A 23,890-nucleotide genomic window follows, 5' to 3' on the forward strand; every position below is an offset into this window, starting at 1 on the left:
TTTTCCGAATGTTTGGTACATATCTTTGCTATATATCCCAAAAAGGGGTATACTTGGGGCATGAGTGATTTACTGAAGGAATAAAAGATGGGAAAATGGAAGAAAGTGAGGATTGGGGAGTTCCTGACAGAACGGCAAGGCCGATACAAACCCGATGATAACGCTATCGCAACATATAAACGTCTCGATAAAATAGATTTTTCCGGAACAATTCATATTTCCGAAAAACCTTCTAAAACCGATATGATTGTTGTTCAGCCGGGTGATTTGGTTATTTCCGGAATTAACGTGGCAAAAGGGGCTATTGCAGTATATCAGGGAACAGAACCCGTTACAGCAACAATCCACTATTCTTCATATATATTCGATGATTCAGTTGTTGATTTAGAGTATTTTAAATACTTTGTCAAAAGTCCTGCGTTTATCGAAACACTGAAAAAGCAAGCAAAAGGCGGAATAAAGACTGAAATAAAGTCGAAAGTATTTTTACCGTTAGAAATATCACTTCCGGATTTACCAACACAAAAGCAAATTGTAAAAAGAATTTCTGAAAATCTAAAACGAGTAAATGAACTTGCAAAAGAAATAGAAACTCAAAAAGGATACGCAAAACAGCTTCGCCGGAATATTTTACAGGATGCTATAGAAGGCAAACTTACCGCTGATTGGCGCAAAGAACATCCGGTGCAGAAAGGCAATTCCGACTACGATGCAGAGGCTTTGTTTGAGCTGATACAGAAGGAAAGGAAAGTTGATAAAAAACGGAAAGCGTTACCGCCGATTCTTGATGCGGAAAAACCTTTTGAACTTCCTACCGGGTGGAAGTGGGTGAGATGGGGAGATGTTATTTCGATTGAAACACATATTGTAAATTCTTCTGATTATTTAGATTTAATCCAAATTGCCCCGGATGATATAGAAAAAGGTACTGGTGAATTATTAGAGAATCTACGGACTGTCAGAGAAAAAGGAGTTATCAGTGTAAATCACTTATTTCCCAAAGATGTATTACTATATTCAAAAAATCGTCCTCGATTAAGAAAAATTGTTTATGTAGATTTTGAAGGTCTTTGTTCTGCCGATATGTATCCACTTAATACAAAAATGAACAAGCATTTTATAAAATATCTTATGCTTTCTGATTATTTTGATGTTGAAGTTTATAAATTTGATAATAGGGTAAAAATGCCCAAAATTAATCAATCTCAATTGTCTTCTATCAAAATTCCAATTGTACCATTAGCAGAACAAAATAAAATAGCTGAGAAAATCGAAACAGTGTTTACGAAGTACAAACAACTAGAACACGAAGTCTCACAATGCAAAAGATATATAAATCAAATCATGCAAGGCGTTTTAAAAAATGCTTTGAAGGAGAAGATGTCTTATGGAAAAACAACTGCAAATTAATATTCTACCTATTGAGAATAACAGCTTCTCATTTTCAATGTTTTGTAAAAAATATAATCAGTTTGAAAAAAATGAATTGTTGTATTTTACAAGGATTAATGGAGAATTATATGGAATTTCTTTTTGTGAATATCAAAATTATATAAAAAAAGAGTTCACATCTTTTGATAATATAGATTTAACAAAATGGTATTTGTTTAACTTATTGCATGAAAATTGTAAAACACAAGAAATGAACTTTCAGATATTTAGAAAATTTACGTATCGTATTGATGTTGTAGTGAATTCAGATTATTATGGAGATGAAGTTATTTCAATTACACCTACATATTTAAATTCAAACAAGAACTTTGGGTTTATTTTAAATTATCGATTTAAAAAAAGAGATGAAATGCCTTTTTCTATAGAAATACAAAAACGAAGTTTATCGTTAGATAAAAATGGACATGAGAATAAGGACTATTATATTGATAAAAATATTAAAATAACTAACTTTATAAATAAATACTATGAGAAAATTTTTTATTTTCAAGGTGTTCTTGTAAAAAAATCATTTGAAACAGTTATAGCAACAACATTAATGACAAAAAGATATGAATTTGGTAATCGACAACAAGATAATTCTCAATTCCAAGGAATTAAAAAAATTTGGTCCCTTTAGTAAAGTGAATGCTGATAGTTTGAAATCAAAAATTTGTTTCATCTATAAAAATAATGAAAAAAATTTTTCATATAAATTATATAATGCTCTTGAAGGGAAAACATATTCAACATTTCTTGGGATGGAGAAAATGTTTCAATTTCCTTTAAATAAAAATACTGTTTTAGGGAGAGGTGTTGATGAATATACAGAAGATGCAATTAATATAATTATTTCTGAATTAAAAATGAATTTTCCAGATAGCTTTATCGTTCCTATCCTAATCGTTCCTTGGAATAAGGAAAATGCAACTTCCGAACAACAAAAGTTATATTACAAATTAAAATATTTATTTCTAGTTAATAAAATGCCAAGTCAATTTATCAGTGCTGCAAAAGTCATGAATGATAATATCTTAAAATGGAGTGTTTCAAGCCTTGCAATTCAAATCTTTTCAAAACTTGGTGGTAGTCCTTGGATTGTAATTCCAAAAACTAATAACTGTTTAATAATTGGTATTGGGCAAACATATAAACGGAATGAAAATTCAAAAATAAATAGATTTTTTTCTTATTCCATACTGACCGATACAACAGGATTGTTTAAAGGAATTAGAATATTAGCTAATACTAATAATCCAGATGACTATGCATATAATTTATCAAAGTCTATAAAAGAGATAGTTGAAGAATATAATAATGATTATTCCTCTTTTGTGATACATACATCTTTTAGAATGAAAAATAAGGATATAAAAATAATAAAAAAAACTCTTGATAATATTAAAATAACTAATAATTCAACATTAGCGATATTAAGATTTGATGATCATCATGATTATATATGCTTCGATCAAGATTATAATAGTTTGATTCCTCTCGAAAGTACAAAAATTTGTTTATCTTTTTATAGATTTCTTATATGGTTTGAAGGACAGCAATATGGTCAATTTGCAGTACATCATAGAATTGGTGCACCTATAAAAATAGATATAGATTATCCTGATGATCTTGATTCAGAAAAAATAAATGATTATTTACAAGATTCAATAAATCTGTCAGGAGCAAATTGGAGAGGTTTTAATGCAAAATCAATTCCAATTTCTTTATTATATGCTGAGCTAATTAGTAAATTTGTTTCTGCGTTCGATGAGTATAATCTTGAGCCTATTAATATTGAAAATTTTACACCATGGTTCTTATAAGAGGTATATATGTTAAAGTCTGATAGTTTTATTTTTTTATTGGGTGCAGGAGCAAGTTGTGATGCTCATATACCAATTTCTTCTGATATGATGAAAAATGTTGAGGAATTAGTAATATCTGATGAGAAATGGCGAAAATATCGTGATTTATATTATTGTATTAAAAGTGGGATAGTAAATGCTGCTGGTATAAAAGGAATTTTCTCACCAGATGCAGTTAATATTGAGACAATTGTTAACACAATGGAAGAATTATTAAAAAGTTATGGGCATCCATTATATCCTTTCATAGGCTCTTGGATACCACGATTAACCGAATTATGTGGAGAAAATTTGATTAATATAAGAGAATTAAAAACTCTTATTCTTGATAAATTATGCAATGTCTGGACAAAGTGTGAAACATCAGAAGATTACGAATACTATAATAATTTTTTCAATTTTCAAAAAGAGTATACTTTTCCTATTTCAATTTTTTCCTTGAATTATGATCTGTGTTTGGAAAAATCGATTGGTGAGGTAAATATACAGCGTGGTTTTGGATTTGACCATATATGGCATTGGGAAAATCTTGATGAATCTTCAACTATAGAAGAACCGATAATCTTATATAAGTTGCATGGATCGATAGATTGGAAAAAAACGGATACGGGTGAAATTAAAGAATCTGAAAAAATAATCCCTGAGGAAACTGCAATTATCTTTGGAACTGCATATAAATTACAATATGTTGATCCTTTTTTATACTTAGTAAATGTTTTCAGAAAAAAAACATTGTCCAGCAATACAAAAGGAATTATCTGCATAGGCTATAGTTTTAACGATGAACATATTAATGGAATGCTTTCACAAGCATTAAAAAAAGGTGAGAATAAAAAAATTATTTCAGTTGCACCAGTTATAAACGAGGCCGAAGAACGCAATAGAATAAAAAAAATTAATGAAGAAATAGCAAATAGAATTCAATTTATCCCTGAAAAAGCAAAAGCGTGGTTGGATTCTCTCAATTGTAAAATAATTGAAGATTTATTGGGAGAAAATGATGATCCTTTTTAGAAAAACACACCAGCGTTAGGGATTGGAGGGGCACGCCGGAGGCGTGTTCCGGAGCGCAGCGGAGGAATGATAACCCCGGAAAGCCCGACCGCCGCTTGCGGCGGGAACGCCCAAATGAAAAAAATAACAGGAGTATATATGCCGAATATTGGTGGAATTATAAAATCATAGCAAAACATTATGCGGAAAGATCAGGGAGTTTCGGGGGATGCGCCGCGCATTGAATAGCTGGGGTGGATGATTACGCTTAAAATTCTTGATGACAAAGAAGCAGAGAATCCGGCAGGAGTTTTTGGAACAGTGTAATGTGCATACGATTGTGCGTTTGCCTAACTCCGCGTTTCAGCCCTATGCAAGCGTTGCGACAAATTTACTGTTCTTTACAAAAGGCGAGCCGACACGGGAAATCTGGTACTGGGAGCATAAACTGCCGGAGAGTCAGAAATCCTACTCCAAAACAAAGCCTATTCGGAAGAGCGAGTTTGAACCGCTGAAAGCATGGTGGAATAGCCGTGTCGAAAATGAACACGTCTGGAAGGTCAGTATTGAAACCTTAAAAAGCAACAGCTATAACATGGATATAAAAAATCCGTATATAAAGGAAGAAGAAGTGACGCACACCACGGCGGAATTGCTGGAGCTACTGCACCAGTCATTTATGAAAAGCGATGCGCTGTTAGCGGATTTGAAGGAATGGCTGAGATAGGGGCATTATCTCTATAAGAGCTAAAAATATCTGAATAAGTTTGTCAATTTTTTCCTTGACGTAACGGTTCTTTTTCCGTATACTGTTCAAACTTTGTCTGAGGAAGCCTTTTTTGGTAAACTAGCCTCAGCTTGTTTTACTTGCCAACTTAGCTCACCCGGCAGAGCAGCACCCTCGTAACGTGCAGGTACTCGGTTCAAGTCCGAGAGTTGGCTTTTTTTAGTAAGTGATTGTGTTATCATTATTTACAAAATACGTTATTCGAACAATTGGGACGATAATATTAAAGATTATGCTATGCCCCGGTACATAAAACCAATACATGTTCGCTTTCAGTATCTGCGATAAAAGTCTTTACTATGGCTGTCTCATATCCTTTTTCAATCCCAAACAAAGAAAAAAGACTTTTATTCGTGCGGAAGGTTTAATACCCGCCGTTCCTCGGCAATGCTCTGCATCGGGGGTGTTGATTTAGATTTTAAAATAACCAGACAAGAGACTGTACCGTGGTAGATTAGTATACTGCTTTTTTTGTTACTATGCATACCTTGATAGAAATACATAAAAGAAATACAATATAGACATATCAAAACAGGTGTTTTTATGATGGTTGTTCACGGAAAATTTGAATGGGACAGTAACAAGAATGAGATAAACATCAAAAAACACGGTCTTTCATTTGATGCAATTCTTGAAGTGTTTAATGATCCATACTTTATCGAAAAGATTGATATTGAACATTCAACACTTGAGGAAGAAAGACTAATAGGGATTGGGAGTTTGAACGGTTTTGTAATAATCACGATTGTGTATACGGAACGTGATAGAACAAGGCTTATTTCTTCACGTCTGGCAACAAAAAAGGAGGAGGCTTTTTATTATGAGCAAAGAAAAAACTTTAACTGCTGAAAGAGTGGCGGAACTCCGTAAGAACATTGATTTATCGGATATTCCTGAAATTACGGACTTTTCCGGTTTTAAGCCTCGATACCCTGAATACTTCAAGCCAAAAAGAGAGCAAGTATCAATCAGATTGAGCAAATATCTTATTGACCACTTTAGAGCAATGGGAAAAGGTTGGCAAACAAAGGTAAATGATTTCTTAATGGATGCCGTCAACAACGGACAAATTTAATCGACTTTGTTAAACGCAAAAATAACCGAGCCGTAACGTGCAGGTACTCGGTTCAAGTCCGAGAGTTGGCTTTTTTATCTTTTCCTTTTTAATTACTTCATTAATTCTCATATATTGTGAGATATCCTAAAAAAAAATTAGTTTTTTGCGTTTTTTTGCTTGTTTTTGCGGTGAACCGTGCTATACTGGTATAAGGGTATTGCAGTATGAGTCAGACACAGTTTGTCGTTAAGGGTGATTTTATATCAGCCGTAACAAAAGACCGTCTTGTAGCGCATCCGAATGCGTATGCGCTTTGCGAAAACGGAAGAATAATCGATTTTGTTACCGCATTGCCGGAAGGATCATGGGAGCATGTCCCCTGTTTTGATTTTTCCGATATGCTTATCGTGCCTGCCTGTGTTGACTTACACGTTCATGCGCCGCAGTATGCGTTCCGTGGCATGGGGATGGAGCTTGAGCTCATCGATTGGCTGAATACCTATACTTTTCCCGAAGAAGCGAAATATGCCGATGCGGATTACGCTTTGCAGAGCTATCGGCTTTTTACCGATGACCTTGAAGCGAGTCCGTCCTGCCGCGCGGTAATCTTCGGTACCATTCATAACAGTGGCAACCGTGTGTTGGCGGATTTACTAAAAGCTAAAAAGATGCAGTGCCTCGTCGGCAAGGTGAATATGGATCGGAATGCGCCCGACTACTTATGCGAAACGGCGGAATCTTCTTTTGCCGCGACCCAAGCCTTTGTTGATTCATTTAAAAATGATGATACCGTTGCTCCTATTATAACGCCCCGCTTTGTACCTTCGTGTACGCCCGCTTTAATGGATAATCTCGGCAAGTTGGCAGCAACCCGGCACTTGCCTATACAGAGCCACCTTTCGGAAAATAAAAAAGAAATCGCATGGGTGAAGGAACTTCATCCCGAATGCAAAAACTATGCTGAGGTATACGACCGCTACGGTCTTTTAACCGATAAAACCATTCTCGCTCATTGTGTGCATCCTACCGACGCAGAAATAGAATTGCTGATTCGGCGCGGCACGTATATTGCGCATTGTCCCGAATCAAATATCAATTTAACCAGCGGCATTGCCCCGATCGCGCGTCTTTTGGATGCGGGCGTTCATATCGGGCTCGGCTCAGATGTGGCTGCCGGTTCTCAACTATCTCTTTTTAAGGCGATGATGGCAGCGCTTCAAGTTTCAAAAATGCGGCGGTATTTTTATGAAGGAGAGCGCGCACTTTCCGTATCGGAGGCCTTATACCTTGGAACGAAAGGCGGCGGTTCCTTCTTCGGCGATACCGGCAGCTTTGAAAAAAACTTCTGGTTCGATGCGGTAGTGATCGATGATACGCAGTTGAGTGTACGTACCGATTTTTCCGTTGAGCAGCGGCTGGAACGTGCGCTCTATTTGACGGAACGGCACAACATGGTTGCAAAATTCGTACAAGGCCGTTGCGTATGGGATAAACGGGAGGAGATATAATATGGATGAAAAAAGGTTTATCGATATTGCGGCAGGGCGGGTAAAAGCCGATCTGGTGTTAAAAAACGCTTTTGTGCTTAATGTGTTTACCAAAGAGTTTATTAAACAGGATGTTGCGATAGCGGACGGCTATATCGCCGGAGTCGGACAGTACGAAGGCGTTGTAGAAAAAGATTTAACCGGCAAGTTCGTGTGCCCTGGGCTTATCGATGCGCACCTACACATTGAGTCCACGATGGCGTCCCCGCGGAATTTTGCTCGGCAGGCGCTCCGCTGCGGTACTACCGCCGTTATTGCCGACCCGCACGAAATTGCCAACGTCGCGGGCGTTGACGGTATTCTCTATATGCTGGAGGATGCGCGGAAGGCGGTGTTTGCCGGTACGAACCAGCCGCTTGTTTCCATCTATTTTATGATTCCTTCCTGCGTGCCCGCTACCGACTTTGAACACACCGGCGGCGCTATTACCGTGTACGATATAGAAAAACTGTTAGATGAGCCGAACGTACTCGGCCTCGGAGAGATGATGAATTATCCTGCAGTCATCTGTGGGGATGAAGCCGTATTGAAAAAGATATCTGCAGCTCGGGAAAAGAAAAAGATATGCGACGGTCATGCGCCGTGCGTGCGCGGCCGAGATTTACAGGCATACTGCGCCGCCGGTATCCGTACCGATCACGAATGCGCATCCTACGACGAAGCGTTCGAAAAATTGCAGCAGGGAATGTACATCCTGATACGCGAAGGCTCTTCCGCGCAGGATTTGGAGCCTATCGTACGCGGTATGCTGGAGCATAAAACCGATACAAGCCGCTTTGCGTTCTGTACCGACGATAAAAAAATGAGCGACATTTTAGCGAACGGACATATCAATAATAATGTACGCAAAGCGGTGTCGCTCGGGTTATCACCGGAAGATGCGCTGTGTATGGCAAGCTTCCATGCGGCGCAGTGTTACGGTTTGAGCGGCAGGGGGGCTATCGCTCCGCGCCACTATGCGGATATTGTCGTATTTGATAATATAACGGACTTTTCAATCAATTCGGTGTATAAGGCCGGTATCGAAGTTTCTTCCGTTCCTATGGCGCAAGAAACGGAATCGGCGGCGGCAGACGAACCGTCTTCGTTCTCCATTCAACGGATTACCGACAGCGTGCACGTTGTTCCCGTATCTCGGAGCGCCTTTAGCGCCGACCATTTTATGCCGTCGGGTTCCGATAATTTCCATGTTATCGGAATGCAGCGGGGAACCCTTTTTACGAAACATTTGGTGTTTCCGCGGCAGGAATGCGCCGAGATGCTCAAAGACGGCAAGCTCTGCTATTTGGCGGTGCTGGAGCGGCACAAGAACACCGGCAATATCGGCCGCGCGTTGCTGCACGGTTATGGAGTGTCGAACGGAGCCATCGCGTCGAGTATCGGGCATGATTCTCACAATATCATCGTAGCCGGTTCCAATGCGGCTGATATGCACCGTGCCGTAGAAGAAGTAATCGATATGAAAGGCGGCGTGGCTGTTGTACAAAACGGCACGGTGCTCAGCAAGTTTGCATTGCCGATTGCCGGTTTGATGAGCGCTATGGAACCGGTGCAGCTCGCCGACTGTATTCACGACGCAGCCGAGAAAGCGCATACTATCGGCGTATACCCCGAAGTAGAACCGCTGATCGGATTGTCGTTCCTTGCGCTGCCGGTTATCCCCGAATTAAAATTGACGGATTCCGGTTTGTTCGATGTAGTAAAATTTCAGTTTATATAGGGAGGTAAAAATGATAGTTGGAAAAGCGGTGCCCCGTGTCGATGCTTACGATAAGGTAACCGGCAGGGCAAAGTATGTAGACGATTATTTTCACAGTGATTTTTTAGTTGCAAAGGTATTGCACAGTACCATCGCGAACGGACTGGTAAAAAAGATCGATACGAGCGCTGCGGAGAAAATTCCCGGCGTGGTTAAGATTGTTACCTGTTTTGATGTACCGGACATTTGTTTTCCGACTGCGGGACACCCGTGGTCTACCGAGGCGGCGCATCAGGATATTGCCGACCGCAAGCTGCTCAACAGAAGAGTACGGTATTACGGCGATGATATTGCTGCCGTTATTGCGGAAGATAATGTGGCCGCCGAACGCGCGTTAAAGGCTATCACCGTTGAATATGAAGAATATCCTCCTATTCTGGACGTGCATCAAGCGATGTCCCCCGAAGCGACCGTGTTACACGAAGCGTTCCCGGGCAATGTGCTGAAGCATACGGTGTTTAGCGTAGGCGAGTATGAAGAAACGCCGGATGATCCCGATACTATCATGGTTGAAGGCGATTATGCGGTATCTCCTATTTCTCACTGTCATATCGAAAATCCCGGTTCTTATGCCTACATGAAGGGCGGCAAAATTATTGTAGTTTCTTCCACACAGCTGCCCCATATCTGCCGCCGTATCTGCGGACAGGCGCTCGGTATCGACTGGGGAAAAATACGGGTTATCAAGCCGTATATCGGTGGCGGCTTCGGCAACAAGCAGGATATCTTGTATGAGCCGCTAAATGCCTACCTTTGTACGGTGGTCGGCGGACGGTGCGTACAGCTGTCTGTTTCGCGGGAAGAGACCTTTATGTGTACCCGCACGCGCCATGCAATGGAATTCCACATGAAGACAACAGTGCGGAAGTCGGACGGCAGGTTCATTTCGCGCAAAATGCTCTGCTACTCCACAAAGGGCGGTTACGCTTCACACGGACACGCCATTACCGCGAATGCCTCCAACGAGTTTAAGCAGCTCTATTCGGCGGAAAAGGGAATCATTTCCGAAGCGTATTCCGTGTTTACCAATCATATTACCGCAGGGGCTATGCGCGCGTATGGGATTCCGCAAGCGGATTTTGCCCTTGAATCTTTTATGGATGATATGGCGCTCAAACTGAATATGGATCCTATCGATTTGCGGCTCAAGAACTGTATGCGGGAAGGGTACGAAGATCCCGTTACAAAGATTAGAGCAAACTCGGATGGGCTCTATCAATGCTTGCAGAAAGGCCGCGAGGTGTTCCACTGGGATGAGCTGCGGAAAAAGTATGCAAATCAAACAGGGCCGGTGCGCCGCGGTGTCGGAGTTGCCTGCTTTAACTACAAAACCGGCGTTTACCCCATCTCGCTCGAAACCGCCTCCGCCCGTATCATGCTCAATCAGGACGGCAGTATTCAAATTCAGATGGGGGCGACGGAAATAGGGCAGGGCGCCGATACGGTGTTCTGCCAGATGGCTGCCGAAGTGCTTTCGCTGCCGATGGATAAGGTCTATATTTTCTCCGAACAGGATACCGATGTCAGCCCGTACGACAGTGCAGCTTATGCTTCTCGTCAAACATACGTGAGCGGTAAGGCGATTAAAAAAACTGCCGAATCGCTTAAACGAAAGATATTGGACTATGCGGCGTGGATGCTCGATATGAAGGCCGATGAACTTGATCTGCAGCATGAAAAAATTATTGTCCGCAGTACCGGTGAAGAGCGGCTCACCTTGGAAGAGGTCGCAATGGAAAGCTGTTACAGTATGAAGGAATCCAATCATCTCAGTGCGGAAGAAACGTCGCATTGTACCGATAACTGCTTCTCGTTCGGTGCAACCTTTGTTGAGATTGAGGTTGATATCCCTGTCGGCAAAATCAAGGTACTGAATATTTTGAACCTGCACGACAGCGGTACGCTTATCAATCCGCAGTTGGCGGCAGCTCAAGTACACGGCGGCATGGGAATGGGAATCGGCGCTGCAACTGCCGAACAGATGCTTTACGATAATAAAGGCAAGCTGCTGAACGGGAATCTTTTGGATTATAAGCTGCCGACGGCGATGGATCTTCCCGACTTACACGAGCTGTTTATCGAAAATGCCGATCCTACCGGCCCCTTCGGGAATAAATCTTTAGGCGAACCGCCGATTATTTCGCAGCCGCCGGCAATCCGCAACGCGCTGCTCCATGCAACCGGTGTCGCCATTAACAAGCTGCCGCTTAATCCTCAGCGGCTTTTTGAAGCGTTCAGCGAAAGCGGGCTGCTGAAGGAGGTGATCTAATATGTACGATATGGAAAGTTTTTATCAAGCGACATCAATCGCCGATGCCGTAAGCGCCTTAGTCCGTACCGAAAATCCGGTTATTCTTGCCGGCGGCACCGACGTGCTGATTCAAATGCGGGAAGGTAAACTTGCCGGACGGAATGTCGTGTCTATTTTCGGCATCCCCGAATTGCGCGGTGTGAGCATAGACGAGGAAGGTACGATCCGCATCCGTCCGCTGACGGTCTTTAGCGAATTAACCGGAAGCCCCATCGTGCAAAAGCACTTACCGATGCTCGGCTATGCGGCCGATCAAGTAGGTGGGCCTCAAATACGGAATATGGGAACCGCAGGTGGGAACATCTCTAACGGTGTAACCAGCGCCGACACCGCGCCGAGCCAGCAATGCTATAACTCGGTTGTCGAAATTACCGGCCCGGATGGAGTGCGGTTGGTTCCCGTGCAGGAATTTTACGTATCCGCCGGAAAGGTCGTACTGCAAAAAGGCGAGTTGGTAACCTCATTCCTCATTAAAAAGAAGGACTACGAAGGCTTTACCGGCGATTACATCAAGTATGCGATGCGTAATGCGATGGATATTGCGAACTTGAGCTGCGCTTCCCTTGTAAAAACCAAACGGGAAAATGGCGCCTTAAAAATCGATGAGGTGCGTATGTGCTTCGGCGTTGCCGCTCCGGTACCGCTGCGTTGTAAAAATACCGAGGCTTTTTTGACCGGTAAAGAAATCAATGATGCATTATATGAAGGCTTGCAGGAAGTGCTTCTCACGGATATCAATCCCCGTGACTCGTGGCGCGCGTCAAAAGCGTTCAGAGTTAATACCGCCAAGCAAATAGCGGTGCGATCTTTACGGAAAGCTGTCGAGCGGCAGGAGGTGTAAGCATGTTAAAAATTATTAGTATGAAGGTAAACGGGAAGCAACGCGAGCTTGCCGTTGATGTTCGGGAATCGCTTGCCGACGCGCTTCGCAATAGGCTTGCGTTGACCAGTGTTAAAAAAGGCTGCGAAGTAGGGGAGTGCGGCGCCTGTACCGTGTTGATAGACGGAGTGTCCGTCGATAGCTGTATTTACCTTGCAGTATGGGCGGACGGTAAGAGTATTTTGACGGTTGAAGGCTTGCAGGGTGAAAACGGAGAACTCAATCCGATACAACAGGCCTTTATCGATGAAGCGGCGGTTCAATGCGGCTTCTGTACTCCCGGGCTTATTTTGACGGCGGTAGAAATTGTCGGCAGCGGAAAGCTGTATACACGGGAGGAGCTGCGTAAGCTTATCTCCGGACACCTCTGCCGCTGCACCGGCTACGAAAACATTCTCCGCGCTGTTGAAAAAGCGATGAAGCAAAATCTTGAAAACCTTGAACAAATGAAAAAGGCAGGCGCGTAAGGTTCGGGGCTTGAGTATTGGGTACCGCTAAAAATCGTAAGCCTATCCGCGATGATGTTTTTAGCGGCGCTTTTTAATGTAATGGGGAACCTCTAAAAATTGTAAGCCTCTCGGCTTGTTCTGTAAGGAAATTCATTAACTTGTTCGCCTTGCAGACTACGAATCGGTTTTTAGAGGTTCTCTCCTACTTTTTCCTTAGATTATTTTGTTGCCTCTTTTAAAAGCTTACGACATGTATCGAGTACGCGCTTTGCGACCAGTTCTTCAGAGCTGTCTGCCGGAATACAGGTCGGCTTTTTACCGTCCGTCTTTTCGATTTCGCTCGGCTTCATACCGTACCATACATGCATGTGTGCGGGACTGCCGTGCGGTGTCGTCATCGATAAAAAGGCGAATTTTCCCGCTTTTTGCCGGTCGGATGCAACAAATGCATTTGCCATAGCGCGCAGTTTATTGGCGCCGTCGCGGCTGTAAGCAACTCTCGAAAGTTCGGTATCACCCTTCCATACAACCATTTCGTTTTTATCGTTGTCGGTAATAAACTCAAGATGGGTGAAGTCAGAAGCGGTGCCGTAGCTTTTCTTCGCTATCATAATGATTTCTTCTTTGGTAAAGTCGCTGCCGTCTTTCTTGCCGGAAAATTCTTTAATGAGCTTTGTATATGCTTCCTGAACGGCAGGACGCGGATCGTCGTAGATCAGTGCAGTGTTGACCCATTTACCCGTATACGGCATAAGGGGCGCTTTCGGCAACATCTCCGCAACTTCCTTAATCGTATCGGTTATTTCTTTTAACAGGTTTTCGTTCGAGACTGCCGTATCGGCGTAGGTCGGCCACCAGAGCGGATCGCTTTCTACCAGCGACTTAATGTCTCTGCTGCCGAACCGTGCATGCCAGTGCAATAAGCTGTCTTCGGAATCTCGATGCGGAGGTACGATAATAAAATATTGCGCTTCCGCTAAGCCCTGCACCGGTTTGATCGCCTCAAATGCATACCATGAATGGCCTTCAACCCCTTGCATGGGTTTCATTCCGGTATAACGGTATTCGCACGGAATTTGTTTTTCATTGCCGTCTTTGTCCATTACGGTAAACAGTACGGTGTTGGAACCGTCAAACTTTGCTTTTACGATAGGCGTTGCAAACATCTTGGAAACCGCTGCCTTTAATCCGTCTTCGGTATAGTACGGCATCTTTTCCGCTTGCATTCTATATGCGTCGTTCAGCTGAGTTGCGCCGGAAATCGCGCTAAAGGATTGCCATTCACCCTTCCACGCAGAAAGTTCATTTCCCGCTTCGAGCTTTACAGCCGCGGATGTCGATTTACATCCGGTAAAAAATACGGCAAGCAGCAATACTGCCGCTCCGTATACGATATGTTTTTTAGGTAACATCTAAACCTCCTAATGTTTGCCTATACTTACAAAATTTGTAAAAAATGTCAACCACTTCTGACAGATTGTATAATCCATAACCCCGATGCAGAGCGCCATGGTATTAAAAACCCGCAGGAATAAAAAAAGAGCGGCCTTATGGGGACAAATAAGACCGCTCTAACACTTATTTTGGGAGGAATAACATCTACTATTCATATCATTGATTCATAGCTGCATAGTGTATGCTTATAATAACAAGCTTTAGTTAAAATGTCAACCGTTTCTAACAGTTTGGATCATAATCACTTGGGGATGTCTCAAAAGTTGGTTACTTTTTGGACATCGCCATCAGCATAGCTGATAGCGAGTTTAAAATTAAGTCTTTATATAGTAATGACTTAATTTTAAACTCGCATCTAAAGCTTAAGGAAACTGTCCAAAAACCGTTTTGCAATCCGCTTTAGCGGATATAATGAATAATTTCCTTATAGAAAAAGCCGATAGGCTTTCAGTTTTTCGAGGTTTCCTATAGTAATATAAGGTCTATGCCGTCGTTTCCGAATTTTCACGGCTCTTTGTCCGCACAATAAAGCCGCTGCTCAGCGGGACGGTCGTCTCGATAATGCAGGGATGGCCATGGCATACCCAGTCGCGGGCGGCGCCGGTTTCGGGATCGAGCAGTGTGTAATTGCGGTCTTCGATTGCGCAGATGTCGGGGCCGATATATTCAAGTGGCATATCTGCGGTAATCTTATTCATAGATATAAATTCGTAGCGGTTATTGCCGAGGTCTTTCCCGATAGTACCGGCCATACTATACGGCGACTTTGATTCCCCGCGGGTGGTTTTATTTGCATCATTCTTTGAAAAATAAAAGCCGGTACCGAATGCACGGTGCGCCGTATTGTACAGCTCTTTCACAAATGGTTCCGCTTCGGCAGGAGAGATTTTGCCACATAAGGCATCGATCCGCTTCCGGTAGGCGCGGGTAACGAGCGCAGTATAATAGAGGCTTTTCATTCTTCCTTCTATTTTAAGCGCATCGGCTCCCGCCTTTTTCAGGTCGGTAAGGTAGTCGATCATGCAGAGGTCTTTGGACGAAAAAAGCGCCGTATAGCCGCCGCCCTCTTCTACGGGAAAGTATTCTCCCGGACGCTCTTTCTCTTCAACGGCAAGCGAATAGTCCCACCGGCAGGAGTGAGTACAAGCCCCCGCATTCGCGCTGCGACCGGTAAGGTATGCGCTGATAAGGCATCGCCCCGAATATGCAATGCACATCGCACCGTGTACAAAGCATTCAAGCTCCATCTCCGGCACATGCGCTTTTATTTCGGCAATATCGGCAAGCGAAGCCTCTCTGCCGAGCACCACGCGCTTAAATCCCAAGTCGCGGTATACCCGTACCGCTTCATAATTGATACAGTTTGCCTGTGTACTGAGATGAATCGGAGTATTGGGGAAATGCTTGCGCAGTACGGAAACCATTCCGATATCCTGAATAATAAAGGCGTCAATGGGGTAAAGCTTAAAATAATCGGTTTCCGCTAAAAAGGCCTTAATGTCCTCATTATGAAAAGAAATATTCAGTGCACAGAGCAGTTTCTTGGGTTTTCCCTGTTTTGCATAATGCTCTTTCAGTGCGTTGATGACTTTGTATTCGTCGGTAAAAAAATTGTCTGCTTTTACTCGCAAGGAAAAATTTTTGAGACCGATATAGGCGGAATCCGCTCCATATTCCCATGCATAGTGCAGTTTTTCCAGATTTCCGGCAGGGGCTACCAATTCCATCGTTATTCTTCCTCAATAAAAAGAGACTGCACCCATTGCCCCATTTTTTCTACCGCTAAGTGAGCTTCTTTTGCCTGTGCGTCCATCGCCTGAAAGAAATGCCACATCTCAGGCCATATATCTAACTGTACCTGTCCGCCGGCCGCCTCAATCTTTTGTGCGAGCGCTTTTGCATCTGCCGACAGGATTTCCTTGCCGCCGCATTGAATAAAGACCGGAGGGAAACCGGCAAAGGAGCCATAAAGCGGAGATACCAGCGGGTTCTGGAAATTGTCAGCTGCTGTATAGCGTCCGGCAACTGCCTGAAGCGACTCTTTCAGCAAAAATTTATCGGATTTTTGTAATGTATGTATTTCTTCGTTTGAGCATGAAACATCCAGCCATGGAGAAATAAGCACGAGTGCTGCCGGCTGCGGCAATTTTTTCTGTTTTAAGTAATGGACAAGCGCAACCGCTAAATTTGCTCCCGCCTCGTTCCCTGCAATAACGACCGATTCCGGAGGAAAATCGTATTTTTTTAGTATTCCTCGATAGGTAATAAAGATATCCTCCAAGCCGGCAGGAAAAGGATATTCCGGCGCACGGCGGTACTCCGGCAAAAACAATGTACACGCGCATTCGTGAGCAAACGAAGCACAAAAGTTCCGCGAAGCCTTACAGGAACCATTTACAAATGACCCGCCGTGGGCATAAAGGATAACACGGTTTGCCGCCGCTACTTCCGGTTTTAATATCTCTAGCGGTACTGAACCGATAGTATCGCGTGTTATATCCGTATTGTTTGGTAGATACGGCGCATAAAAAAAGGAGTCGTATTCTTCTCGAATGGTACTCAATGGTATTTTAGGAGAATAAAGAGCCTTTTTGAATGACTTTTGAATCTGACGTAATGAATTTGTCCCATCCATCGGGGTAGTATACAAAATCTTCCTCGCTCATTCCAGCCCCCTTTTGCAAATATGCGGGGTATCTACTTCTTGTGCAAAATTTTGTTAAAAATTTTGCACATTTAATCTGGAGAGAAGGACAAACGCATCGGATAGGATAGATAAGAATCGCAGAATAATGAGGCTGTGAGACCATTTGAGCCGCAGTCAGAACTGCCAAGGATGGCAGAGGTGATAAACAGAAACCGGTTTTTGAAAAAACCGGCAGCCAAGGAATTGACACGGATGGCAATTCCTTGGCGTTATTCTGGTTGAACAGCCTCATTATTCTGCGGGATACTCAAAAAAGTGTCTGATGCGTTTGTCTTGGCAGAAAATGCAAAAATATACGGTTTTTCCTGATTTACTGTATAAATATACTTGATATAATGACAAGATTATGTATAATTAAATAATATCACTCACTATAACTTAAAAGGAGAAGTAGAGTATGAAGCGTAAAATGGTATGCTTATTAACTGCTTTGGTAAGCGTCGCGCTGATTTTAGCAAGCTGCGGCGGGCAGAGCGGTGAAAAAACTTCAGCAGCCGGTAATGCCAATGCGGAATTTATTATCGGTAACGGCGCTGAACCGCAGAGCTTGGATCCTGCAAAAATTCAGGGTGTGCCCGAACACCGCATCAATATGGCGTTGTTTGAAGGCTTGGTAACGTATGATCCCAAAACCGGTAATCCGATACCGGGTGTTGCAGAATCGTGGGATATCAGTGAGGATGGCATGACCTATACCTTCCACCTACGTAATGCAGAATGGAGTGACGGTACGCCGATTACCGCACAGACCTTTGTCGATTCATGGTTGCGTACACTTGCGCCCGAAACGGGTTCGCAGTATGCCTTTATGATTAGTTTAATCGTAAAGGGAGCGGAAGATTACAACACCGGTAAGGCGGATGCTTCTGCTGTTGCAATTAAAGCTGTGGATGATAAGACCTTTGAAGTACAACTGACCGGTCCGGCGCCTTATGCGGCCGATGTTATTGCACACTATGCTTTCAATGCAGTGCCGATGCATACAATTGAAAAATTTGGCGCCGACTGGATTAAACCCGGCAACTTTGTTGGAAACGGTCCCTTTGTGCTTGAATCATGGGTACCTCAGGAAAAAGTTACCGTTGTGCCGAACGAGAAATATTGGAATAAGGAAAATATTCATCTTTCACGCATAACGTTCTTACCGATCGAAGACAGTAATACGTCTTTTGAAAAATATAAGGCCGGAGAGATAGATTGGGATACCGGTATTCCTGTTCCCCGTATCGATGAAGTTAAGCAGCTGCCCGACTATCAGGTAGCGCCCCAGCTTTCTACCTATTACTACATCTTTAACGTAAAACGCGGGCCGTTGCAGGATGTTCGTGTACGTAAGGCATTAACAATGGCTTTAGACCGTGAGGAATTGGTGGAAAAGGTAACAAAAGCAGGTCAGCTTGCAACTCGTTCTATCGTTCCTCCGATGGCAGGTTATACACCCGGTGAAGGCGCAGGCTACGACCCTGAGCAAGCGAAAAAGCTTCTTGCAGAGGCTGGATATCCCGACGGAAAAGGGTTCCCGGTAATGACGGTTATTTACAATACGCTGGAAGGTCATAAACTCATTGCTGAATATGTACAGGCTTCGTGGAAGCGTAACCTCGGTATCGATATTAAGATTCAGAATTATGAATGGAAAACATTCCTCGATATGCGTAATCAGCATGATTTTGATATTTCCCGTGCCGGATGGGTTGGCGACTATCAGGATCCCAACACCTTCTTGGAACTGTTTATAACCGGCAGCGGCAACAATGACGGTGAATACAGCAATCCTAAGTTCGATGAATTGATCCGTAAAGCTGCTACTATGAAAGGTGGGGCGGAACGCTTCCAAGTGTTGCACGATGCAGAAACTGTGTTCTTAACCGAAGATCAGGGAATATTGCCGATGTATTCGTATGTCAGCCAGAACCTTATCGACACGACCAAGTGGGAAGGCTGGTATACCAATCCGCAGAATATTAATCCGTATGTCGGTCTGAAGAAAGTAAAATAATGAGGCGCTCTTAAAACCTGAGGTTGTAAGACGTCCCATGGCGTCGGTTGATTCCTGAACAGAATATTCCGGCGCCGCGGAAGCTCGGGGATGGCGAAAAAGTAACCACTTTTGAGACATCTCCGAGCTTTCTTTAAATTAAAAAATTGAGTGGAGTATTGATATTATTCGCAAGGATACCGGTTTGTTATAATGAACGGAGAATCGGTGTTTCTTTTTTAATCCTGTCAATGCTTCCGTAAACACGTATGAATTTGGGGGAAGCATGATTCGATTTATCATACGCCGGTTAATCAGTTTGATTCCGACGCTTTTTTTAATTGTAACATTCAGCTTTTTTATCATGAAAGTTGCGCCCGGGGGACCTTTTTCCGCTGAACGGAATCCGCCGCCTGAGGTGCTTGCAAACATCAATAAGGTCTATCATTTGGATGAACCGATTCCGAAGCAGTATGTGCGGTATTTGGGGAATATGCTGCGGGGAGATCTCGGTCCGTCGTTCAGATATAAAGATTATACCGTCAATGACTTAATCGGCAATACAATGCCGAATTCGCTTATTCTCGGTATTACGGCTCTTTGCAGCGCTCTATTTTTCGGCTTGCTGGTGGGACTTGTTTCTGCGGTAAAGCGTAATTCTGTTGCCGATTATGCGGCGATGTCTATAGCTGTTATCGGTATTTCGGTGCCGCTGTTTGTTGTCGGTCCGCTTTTGATGCTCCTTTTTGCAGTAAAATTAAAATGGTTGCCGACTTCCGGCTGGATTACCGGCCGTCAAGGGTTAAAGACACTTATTATGCCGGCGCTTGCACTATCGCTGCCGTATTTTGCGTACATTGCCCGTCTTTCCCGTGCCAGTGTGTTGGAGGTGCTGCGTTCGGATTATATCCGCACAGCTTATGCAAAGGGGCTTTCGTATCCGGTAGTGCTCTTTAAGCATGCATTAAAGGGTGCAATGCTGCCGGTTATCAGCTATCTTGGGCCTGCCTTTGCAGGTATTATTACCGGCTCTGTTGTTATCGAAAGAATATTTTTAGTTCCCGGGCTTGGTACCTTCTTTGTACAGTCTGCTCTTAATCGTGACTATACACTGATTATGGGAACGGTAGTTATGTATTCCATCATTTTGATTTTGATGAATTTTGTTGTTGATATTCTCTATGCGGTTATCGATCCCCGCATTTCATATAAGTGAGGCTTAAGATGGACGTTAAACAAACGGACGGCACAAACCAAACTCAGGAAGGCACACCGGTTAAAACGAAGGGTGATCTTCCGGTTAATGAATTCAACCAATCGATGAAGCCGATATCTCTCTGGGATGATGCATGGCGACGGCTGAAAAAAAACAAAATGGCGCTTATGGGGCTGTTCATTGTGAGCTTTTATGCAGCGCTTTCTCTTCTAGCACCAATTCTGCCGATTTATTCTTATTCCGAGCAGACGATTATCCACCAAAACCTGCCTCCTTCTCTTAGTAAGGCAGGGGATATGATGGTGCGTGTCCTCCGTGCGGATATGATGCGTACGGCAAAAAAAGAAGGTTGCGCGGAACTTTCTCAAAAGCAAAAGGAAGAGCTCGCTGCGTTACAGCGGGAAGTAACGAACAATCCGGTGCATAACCGCCGCTATCTTTTAGGTACGGATGCGCTCGGTCGGGATATGTTTGCCCGTGTCGTATATGGCGGCCGTATCTCGATTATGATCGGATTGATCGGTACGATTACCTCGCTTTTTATCGGCGTACTGGTCGGCGCGGTGAGCGGTTATTTCGGCGGCTGGCTCGATAACGTATTGATGCGCTTTGTCGATATTATGTACGGTTTGCCGTATATGCTCGTCGTTATCATTATGATGGCGATCTTGGGGCAAAATATCGTCATCCTATTTGTCGCGATTGCGCTTGTTTCGTGGCTGACTATTGCGCGCGTTGTACGCGGACAGGTTATCAGCTTAAAGAATGCTGAGTTTGTCGAAGCAGCTCGTTCGATGGGCGCTTCTACGCCGCGCATTATCTTCCGTCACATACTGCCGAACACGCTCGGTATTATCATTATTTACTCAACGCTTTCCATCCCGGGCTTTATTATGAACGAGAGTTTTCTTTCATTCTTGGGACTTGGTGTTTCAGCTCCGCGCGCTTCATGGGGGTCGCTTGTGTCCGATGGTGTAAACGTAATGACGATCTATCCGTGGCAGCTGTTGGTTCCGGCAATCGCAATGACGGTTTTCTTATTTGCAATGAACTTTCTCGGCGACGGCCTCCGCGATGCCTTCGATCCTCAGAGTAAAAACAGGGTGTAATGATGAATAATCAAAAATCAGACGAGAAAATATTACAGGTTAAAAATTTACAAACATGGTTCTGGACTGATGCCGGCATCGTAAAGGCTGTTGACGGTGTTTCTTTCGATTTGCATAAACGCGAAATGCTCGCCATAGTCGGTGAATCCGGTTCAGGAAAGAGCGTAACCAACTTAGCAGTTATGAACCTCATTCCGAATCCTCCGGGGAAAATTATCGGCGGAGAGGTGTGGTTTGGCGGTAAAGACGTGCTCAAGATGGATAAGCAAGAGATTAGGCAGCTGCGGGGAAATAAAATCTCAATGATTTTCCAAGATCCGATGACGAGCCTTAATCCCTTCTTAAAAATCTCGACGCAGATGATAGAAACAATTCGGCTGCATCAGGGCTTATCGAAAAAAGATGCACGTGATCGGGCGATTGAAATGCTCAAGCTTGTCGGCATCCCCGCAGCGGAAAAGCGGGTTGACTGCTATCCTCACCAGTTCTCAGGCGGTATGCGGCAGCGCGTTATGATTGCGATGGGATTAAGCTGCGACCCCGAAGTGCTGATTGCCGACGAGCCGACCAGCGCGTTGGACGTTACCATTCAAGCACAGATTTTGGACTTAATCGGGGACTTGAGCGCCCGGCTCGGCACTGCCGTTATCTTGATTACCCACTCGCTCGGATTGGTGGCCGGTATGTGCGACCGCGTGTGCGTTATGTATGCGGGGCGTATTGTAGAGCAGGGTGGGGTGGATGAACTGTTTGCAAATCCTGCACACCCCTACACGCGCGGGTTGATTAAATCGGTGCCGCGGATGGACAAGAAAAATGCAGGACGCCTGTTCTCTATCAGCGGGCAGCCGCCGAATGTTATCGACTTGCCGCCGTGCTGTCCGTTCTATCCGCGCTGTAGTGAAGCGATGCCGCAGTGTAAGACGGAGTATCCCGCTTCATACAGTCTTTCGCCCAGTCACCGCACGAGTTGTTGGCTCTATCAGTCGGGCAACGCTGCGAAGGAATCGGCCGCCGTATTCCAAGATTCAACGCAAGGCGGAGAGGCTGTTCCAGCTGCTTCCGTATCGAACAATGCGGCAGCTGAATCTGCGGAAAATAACGAATAGGAGGACGCTTTTTTATGGAAGAAAAATATAACGAATCGGAAGCATTATTGACCGTCAAGGATTTAAAGATGCATTTTCCGTTTGCGGAAGGCGGCCTCTTTTCTCGTAAGAAAGGTGCGATCCGTGCGGTAGATGGCATCAGTTTTTCGGTCAAAAAGGGTGAAACGCTCGGTCTTGTCGGGGAGTCCGGTTGCGGAAAATCAACTGCAGCTCGTGCTATTGCACAGCTGTATACACCGACATCGGGTTCCGTCCTGTTTAAGGGGATGGAGCTTGCCGGTTGTTCACACCACACGCTGATGCAGGCGCGAAAAGATATGCAGATGGTATTCCAAGATCCGTATGCATCGCTGAATCCGCGCATGACGGCAGGAAATATTATCGCGGAACCGATGCGGATTTTAACGAAGCGCGGCATCCTTTCGTATACCCAAAAAGAAATTGATGACCGTGTCGAGGTGTTAATGGAAAAGGTTGGACTTTCCCGCTTTTTCCGCAACCGGTACCCGCATGAGTTTTCAGGCGGGCAGCGGCAGCGTATCGGTATTGCCCGTGCGCTTGCACTTCAGCCGGAGTTAATCCTTGCAGACGAGCCGGTCAGTGCGCTCGACGTGTCTATCCAAGCGCAGATTCTTAACCTCTTTAAGGATTTGCAGGATGAATTCGGGCTTACCTACGTGTTTATTGCGCACGACCTTGCCGTTATTCAGTATATTTCCACGCGGGTTGCGGTTATGTACCTTGGCGTTATCGTAGAAATTGCGAATGCCGAAGAGCTCTACTCAAAGCCGCTGCACCCCTACACGGAAGCGCTGCTGTCTGCTGCTCCTATCCCGGATCCGGAAATTGAGCGCAAGCGCAAGCGGATTATCTTGTCGGGAGATGTGCCTTCTCCTGCGGAAAAGCGCACGGGTTGTTATTTTTATGATCGCTGCCCCAAGCGTATGGAGCACTGCAAAAACACTATTCCACAGCTGAAAGACAAAGGTAACGGACACCAAGTTGCGTGTTTCCTCTGCGAATAAGCTGTCGCCGTTTTCGGCAAACAACTGAAAATTGCAATGCTGTAAGGACTAAGGCGGTAAACCTTTAAGTGTTTTCTATCTGTGCGAAATTTTGAAAAAATTTCGCACACTTTTTTCAGGACTAGCAGAGCAAACGCATCAGACGGAATCAACATACCCCGACGCAAGCGTCGGGGTATGTTGATTTTGCGGGGAATTCAAAAAAATGTCTG

Annotated in this window: 20 protein-coding genes and 1 tRNA gene; 18 read left to right on the forward strand and 3 right to left on the reverse strand. The window is 44.1% G+C overall.

What is annotated here, in order from left to right:
* The first annotated feature begins 87 nt into the window (after positions 1–87).
* From DWB79_RS06310 to xdhC, 13 genes are all read left to right on the forward strand, one after another.
* Entirely contained in the window at positions 88–1,410 is a 1,323-nt protein-coding gene (locus DWB79_RS06310) for a restriction endonuclease subunit S (RefSeq protein WP_016523203.1), read from the forward strand.
* Positions 1,388–2,071, forward strand: coding sequence for a hypothetical protein (locus DWB79_RS06315; RefSeq protein ID WP_206180977.1), 684 nt, complete (start codon positions 1,388–1,390; stop codon positions 2,069–2,071). The genes DWB79_RS06310 and DWB79_RS06315 overlap by 23 nt, the downstream gene beginning before the upstream one ends.
* A 19-nt stretch (positions 2,072–2,090) precedes the next feature.
* Positions 2,091–3,254: a Piwi domain-containing protein gene (locus DWB79_RS06320; RefSeq protein WP_206180980.1), complete on the forward strand. Its 1,164-nt coding sequence runs from the start codon at positions 2,091–2,093 to the stop codon at positions 3,252–3,254.
* A gap of 9 nt (positions 3,255–3,263) precedes the next feature.
* Positions 3,264–4,310: an SIR2 family protein gene (locus DWB79_RS06325; protein ID WP_016523205.1), complete on the forward strand. Its 1,047-nt coding sequence runs from the start codon at positions 3,264–3,266 to the stop codon at positions 4,308–4,310.
* 259 nt (positions 4,311–4,569) lie between these two features.
* Entirely contained in the window at positions 4,570–5,016 is a 447-nt protein-coding gene (locus DWB79_RS06330; RefSeq protein ID WP_016523206.1) for an N-6 DNA methylase, read from the forward strand.
* A gap of 142 nt (positions 5,017–5,158) precedes the next feature.
* Positions 5,159–5,231: transfer RNA gene (locus DWB79_RS06335), tRNA-Thr, on the forward strand.
* A 388-nt stretch (positions 5,232–5,619) separates the two neighbouring features.
* Complete coding sequence (locus DWB79_RS06340; protein ID WP_016523207.1) at positions 5,620–5,925, forward strand: BrnT family toxin; 306 nt, start codon at positions 5,620–5,622, stop codon at positions 5,923–5,925.
* Positions 5,897–6,151, forward strand: a complete 255-nt coding sequence (locus DWB79_RS06345) for a BrnA antitoxin family protein (protein WP_016523208.1) — start codon at positions 5,897–5,899, stop codon at positions 6,149–6,151. Before DWB79_RS06340 ends, DWB79_RS06345 begins: the two co-directional genes overlap by 29 nt.
* Positions 6,152–6,357: 206 nt before the next feature.
* Positions 6,358–7,641 (forward strand): amidohydrolase family protein, encoded by a 1,284-nt coding sequence (locus DWB79_RS06350; protein ID WP_016523209.1) that lies wholly within the window; start codon positions 6,358–6,360, stop codon positions 7,639–7,641.
* A gap of 1 nt (position 7,642) precedes the next feature.
* Entirely contained in the window at positions 7,643–9,400 is a 1,758-nt protein-coding gene (gene ade / locus DWB79_RS06355; RefSeq protein WP_016523210.1) for an adenine deaminase, read from the forward strand.
* Between the two features lie 10 nt (positions 9,401–9,410).
* Complete coding sequence (xdhA, locus tag DWB79_RS06360) at positions 9,411–11,708, forward strand: xanthine dehydrogenase subunit XdhA (protein ID WP_016523211.1); 2,298 nt, start codon at positions 9,411–9,413, stop codon at positions 11,706–11,708.
* Position 11,709: 1 nt separating this feature from the next.
* Positions 11,710–12,591 carry a xanthine dehydrogenase subunit XdhB gene (xdhB, locus tag DWB79_RS06365; RefSeq protein ID WP_006188014.1) on the forward strand — a complete coding sequence of 294 codons (882 nt, stop codon included), beginning with the start codon at positions 11,710–11,712 and terminating at the stop codon, positions 12,589–12,591.
* A gap of 2 nt (positions 12,592–12,593) precedes the next feature.
* Complete coding sequence (gene xdhC / locus DWB79_RS06370; protein ID WP_016523212.1) at positions 12,594–13,097, forward strand: xanthine dehydrogenase subunit XdhC; 504 nt, start codon at positions 12,594–12,596, stop codon at positions 13,095–13,097.
* A 200-nt stretch (positions 13,098–13,297) separates the two neighbouring features.
* On the opposite strand, the gene DWB79_RS06375 is transcribed toward xdhC, so the two are convergent.
* The 3 genes from DWB79_RS06375 to DWB79_RS06385 all read right to left on the reverse strand — a co-directional run bounded on the left by DWB79_RS06375 (position 13,298) and on the right by DWB79_RS06385 (position 17,169).
* Positions 13,298–14,491, reverse strand: a complete 1,194-nt coding sequence (locus DWB79_RS06375) for a ZinT/AdcA family metal-binding protein (protein ID WP_016523213.1) — start codon at positions 14,489–14,491, stop codon at positions 13,298–13,300.
* A 525-nt stretch (positions 14,492–15,016) separates the two neighbouring features.
* On the reverse strand, positions 15,017–16,261 hold the full coding sequence (locus DWB79_RS06380; protein WP_016523214.1) for a peptidase U32 family protein: 1,245 nt from the start codon (positions 16,259–16,261) through the stop codon (positions 15,017–15,019).
* 2 nt (positions 16,262–16,263) lie between these two features.
* Positions 16,264–17,169, reverse strand: coding sequence for an alpha/beta hydrolase (locus DWB79_RS06385; protein ID WP_016523215.1), 906 nt, complete (start codon positions 17,167–17,169; stop codon positions 16,264–16,266).
* 469 nt (positions 17,170–17,638) lie between these two features.
* Here DWB79_RS06385 and DWB79_RS06390 point away from each other — a divergent pair, with 469 nt between their 5' ends.
* From DWB79_RS06390 to DWB79_RS06410, 5 genes are all read left to right on the forward strand, one after another.
* A complete protein-coding gene (locus DWB79_RS06390) occupies positions 17,639–19,240 on the forward strand; it encodes a peptide ABC transporter substrate-binding protein (protein WP_016523216.1) in 1,602 nt (533 codons plus the stop codon).
* Between the two features lie 265 nt (positions 19,241–19,505).
* On the forward strand, positions 19,506–20,435 hold the full coding sequence (oppB, locus tag DWB79_RS06395) for an oligopeptide ABC transporter permease OppB (RefSeq protein ID WP_016523217.1): 930 nt from the start codon (positions 19,506–19,508) through the stop codon (positions 20,433–20,435).
* A gap of 8 nt (positions 20,436–20,443) precedes the next feature.
* Positions 20,444–21,544, forward strand: coding sequence for an ABC transporter permease (locus tag DWB79_RS06400; RefSeq protein WP_016523218.1), 1,101 nt, complete (start codon positions 20,444–20,446; stop codon positions 21,542–21,544).
* Between the two features lie 2 nt (positions 21,545–21,546).
* Positions 21,547–22,653, forward strand: coding sequence for an ABC transporter ATP-binding protein (locus DWB79_RS06405; protein ID WP_084762281.1), 1,107 nt, complete (start codon positions 21,547–21,549; stop codon positions 22,651–22,653).
* A 14-nt stretch (positions 22,654–22,667) separates the two neighbouring features.
* Entirely contained in the window at positions 22,668–23,678 is a 1,011-nt protein-coding gene (locus DWB79_RS06410) for an ABC transporter ATP-binding protein (RefSeq protein ID WP_016523220.1), read from the forward strand.
* The last annotated feature ends 212 nt before the right edge of the window (positions 23,679–23,890 follow it).

Source organism: Treponema medium, assembly GCF_017161265.1.
Classification (GTDB): Bacteria; Spirochaetota; Spirochaetia; order Treponematales; family Treponemataceae; genus Treponema; species Treponema medium.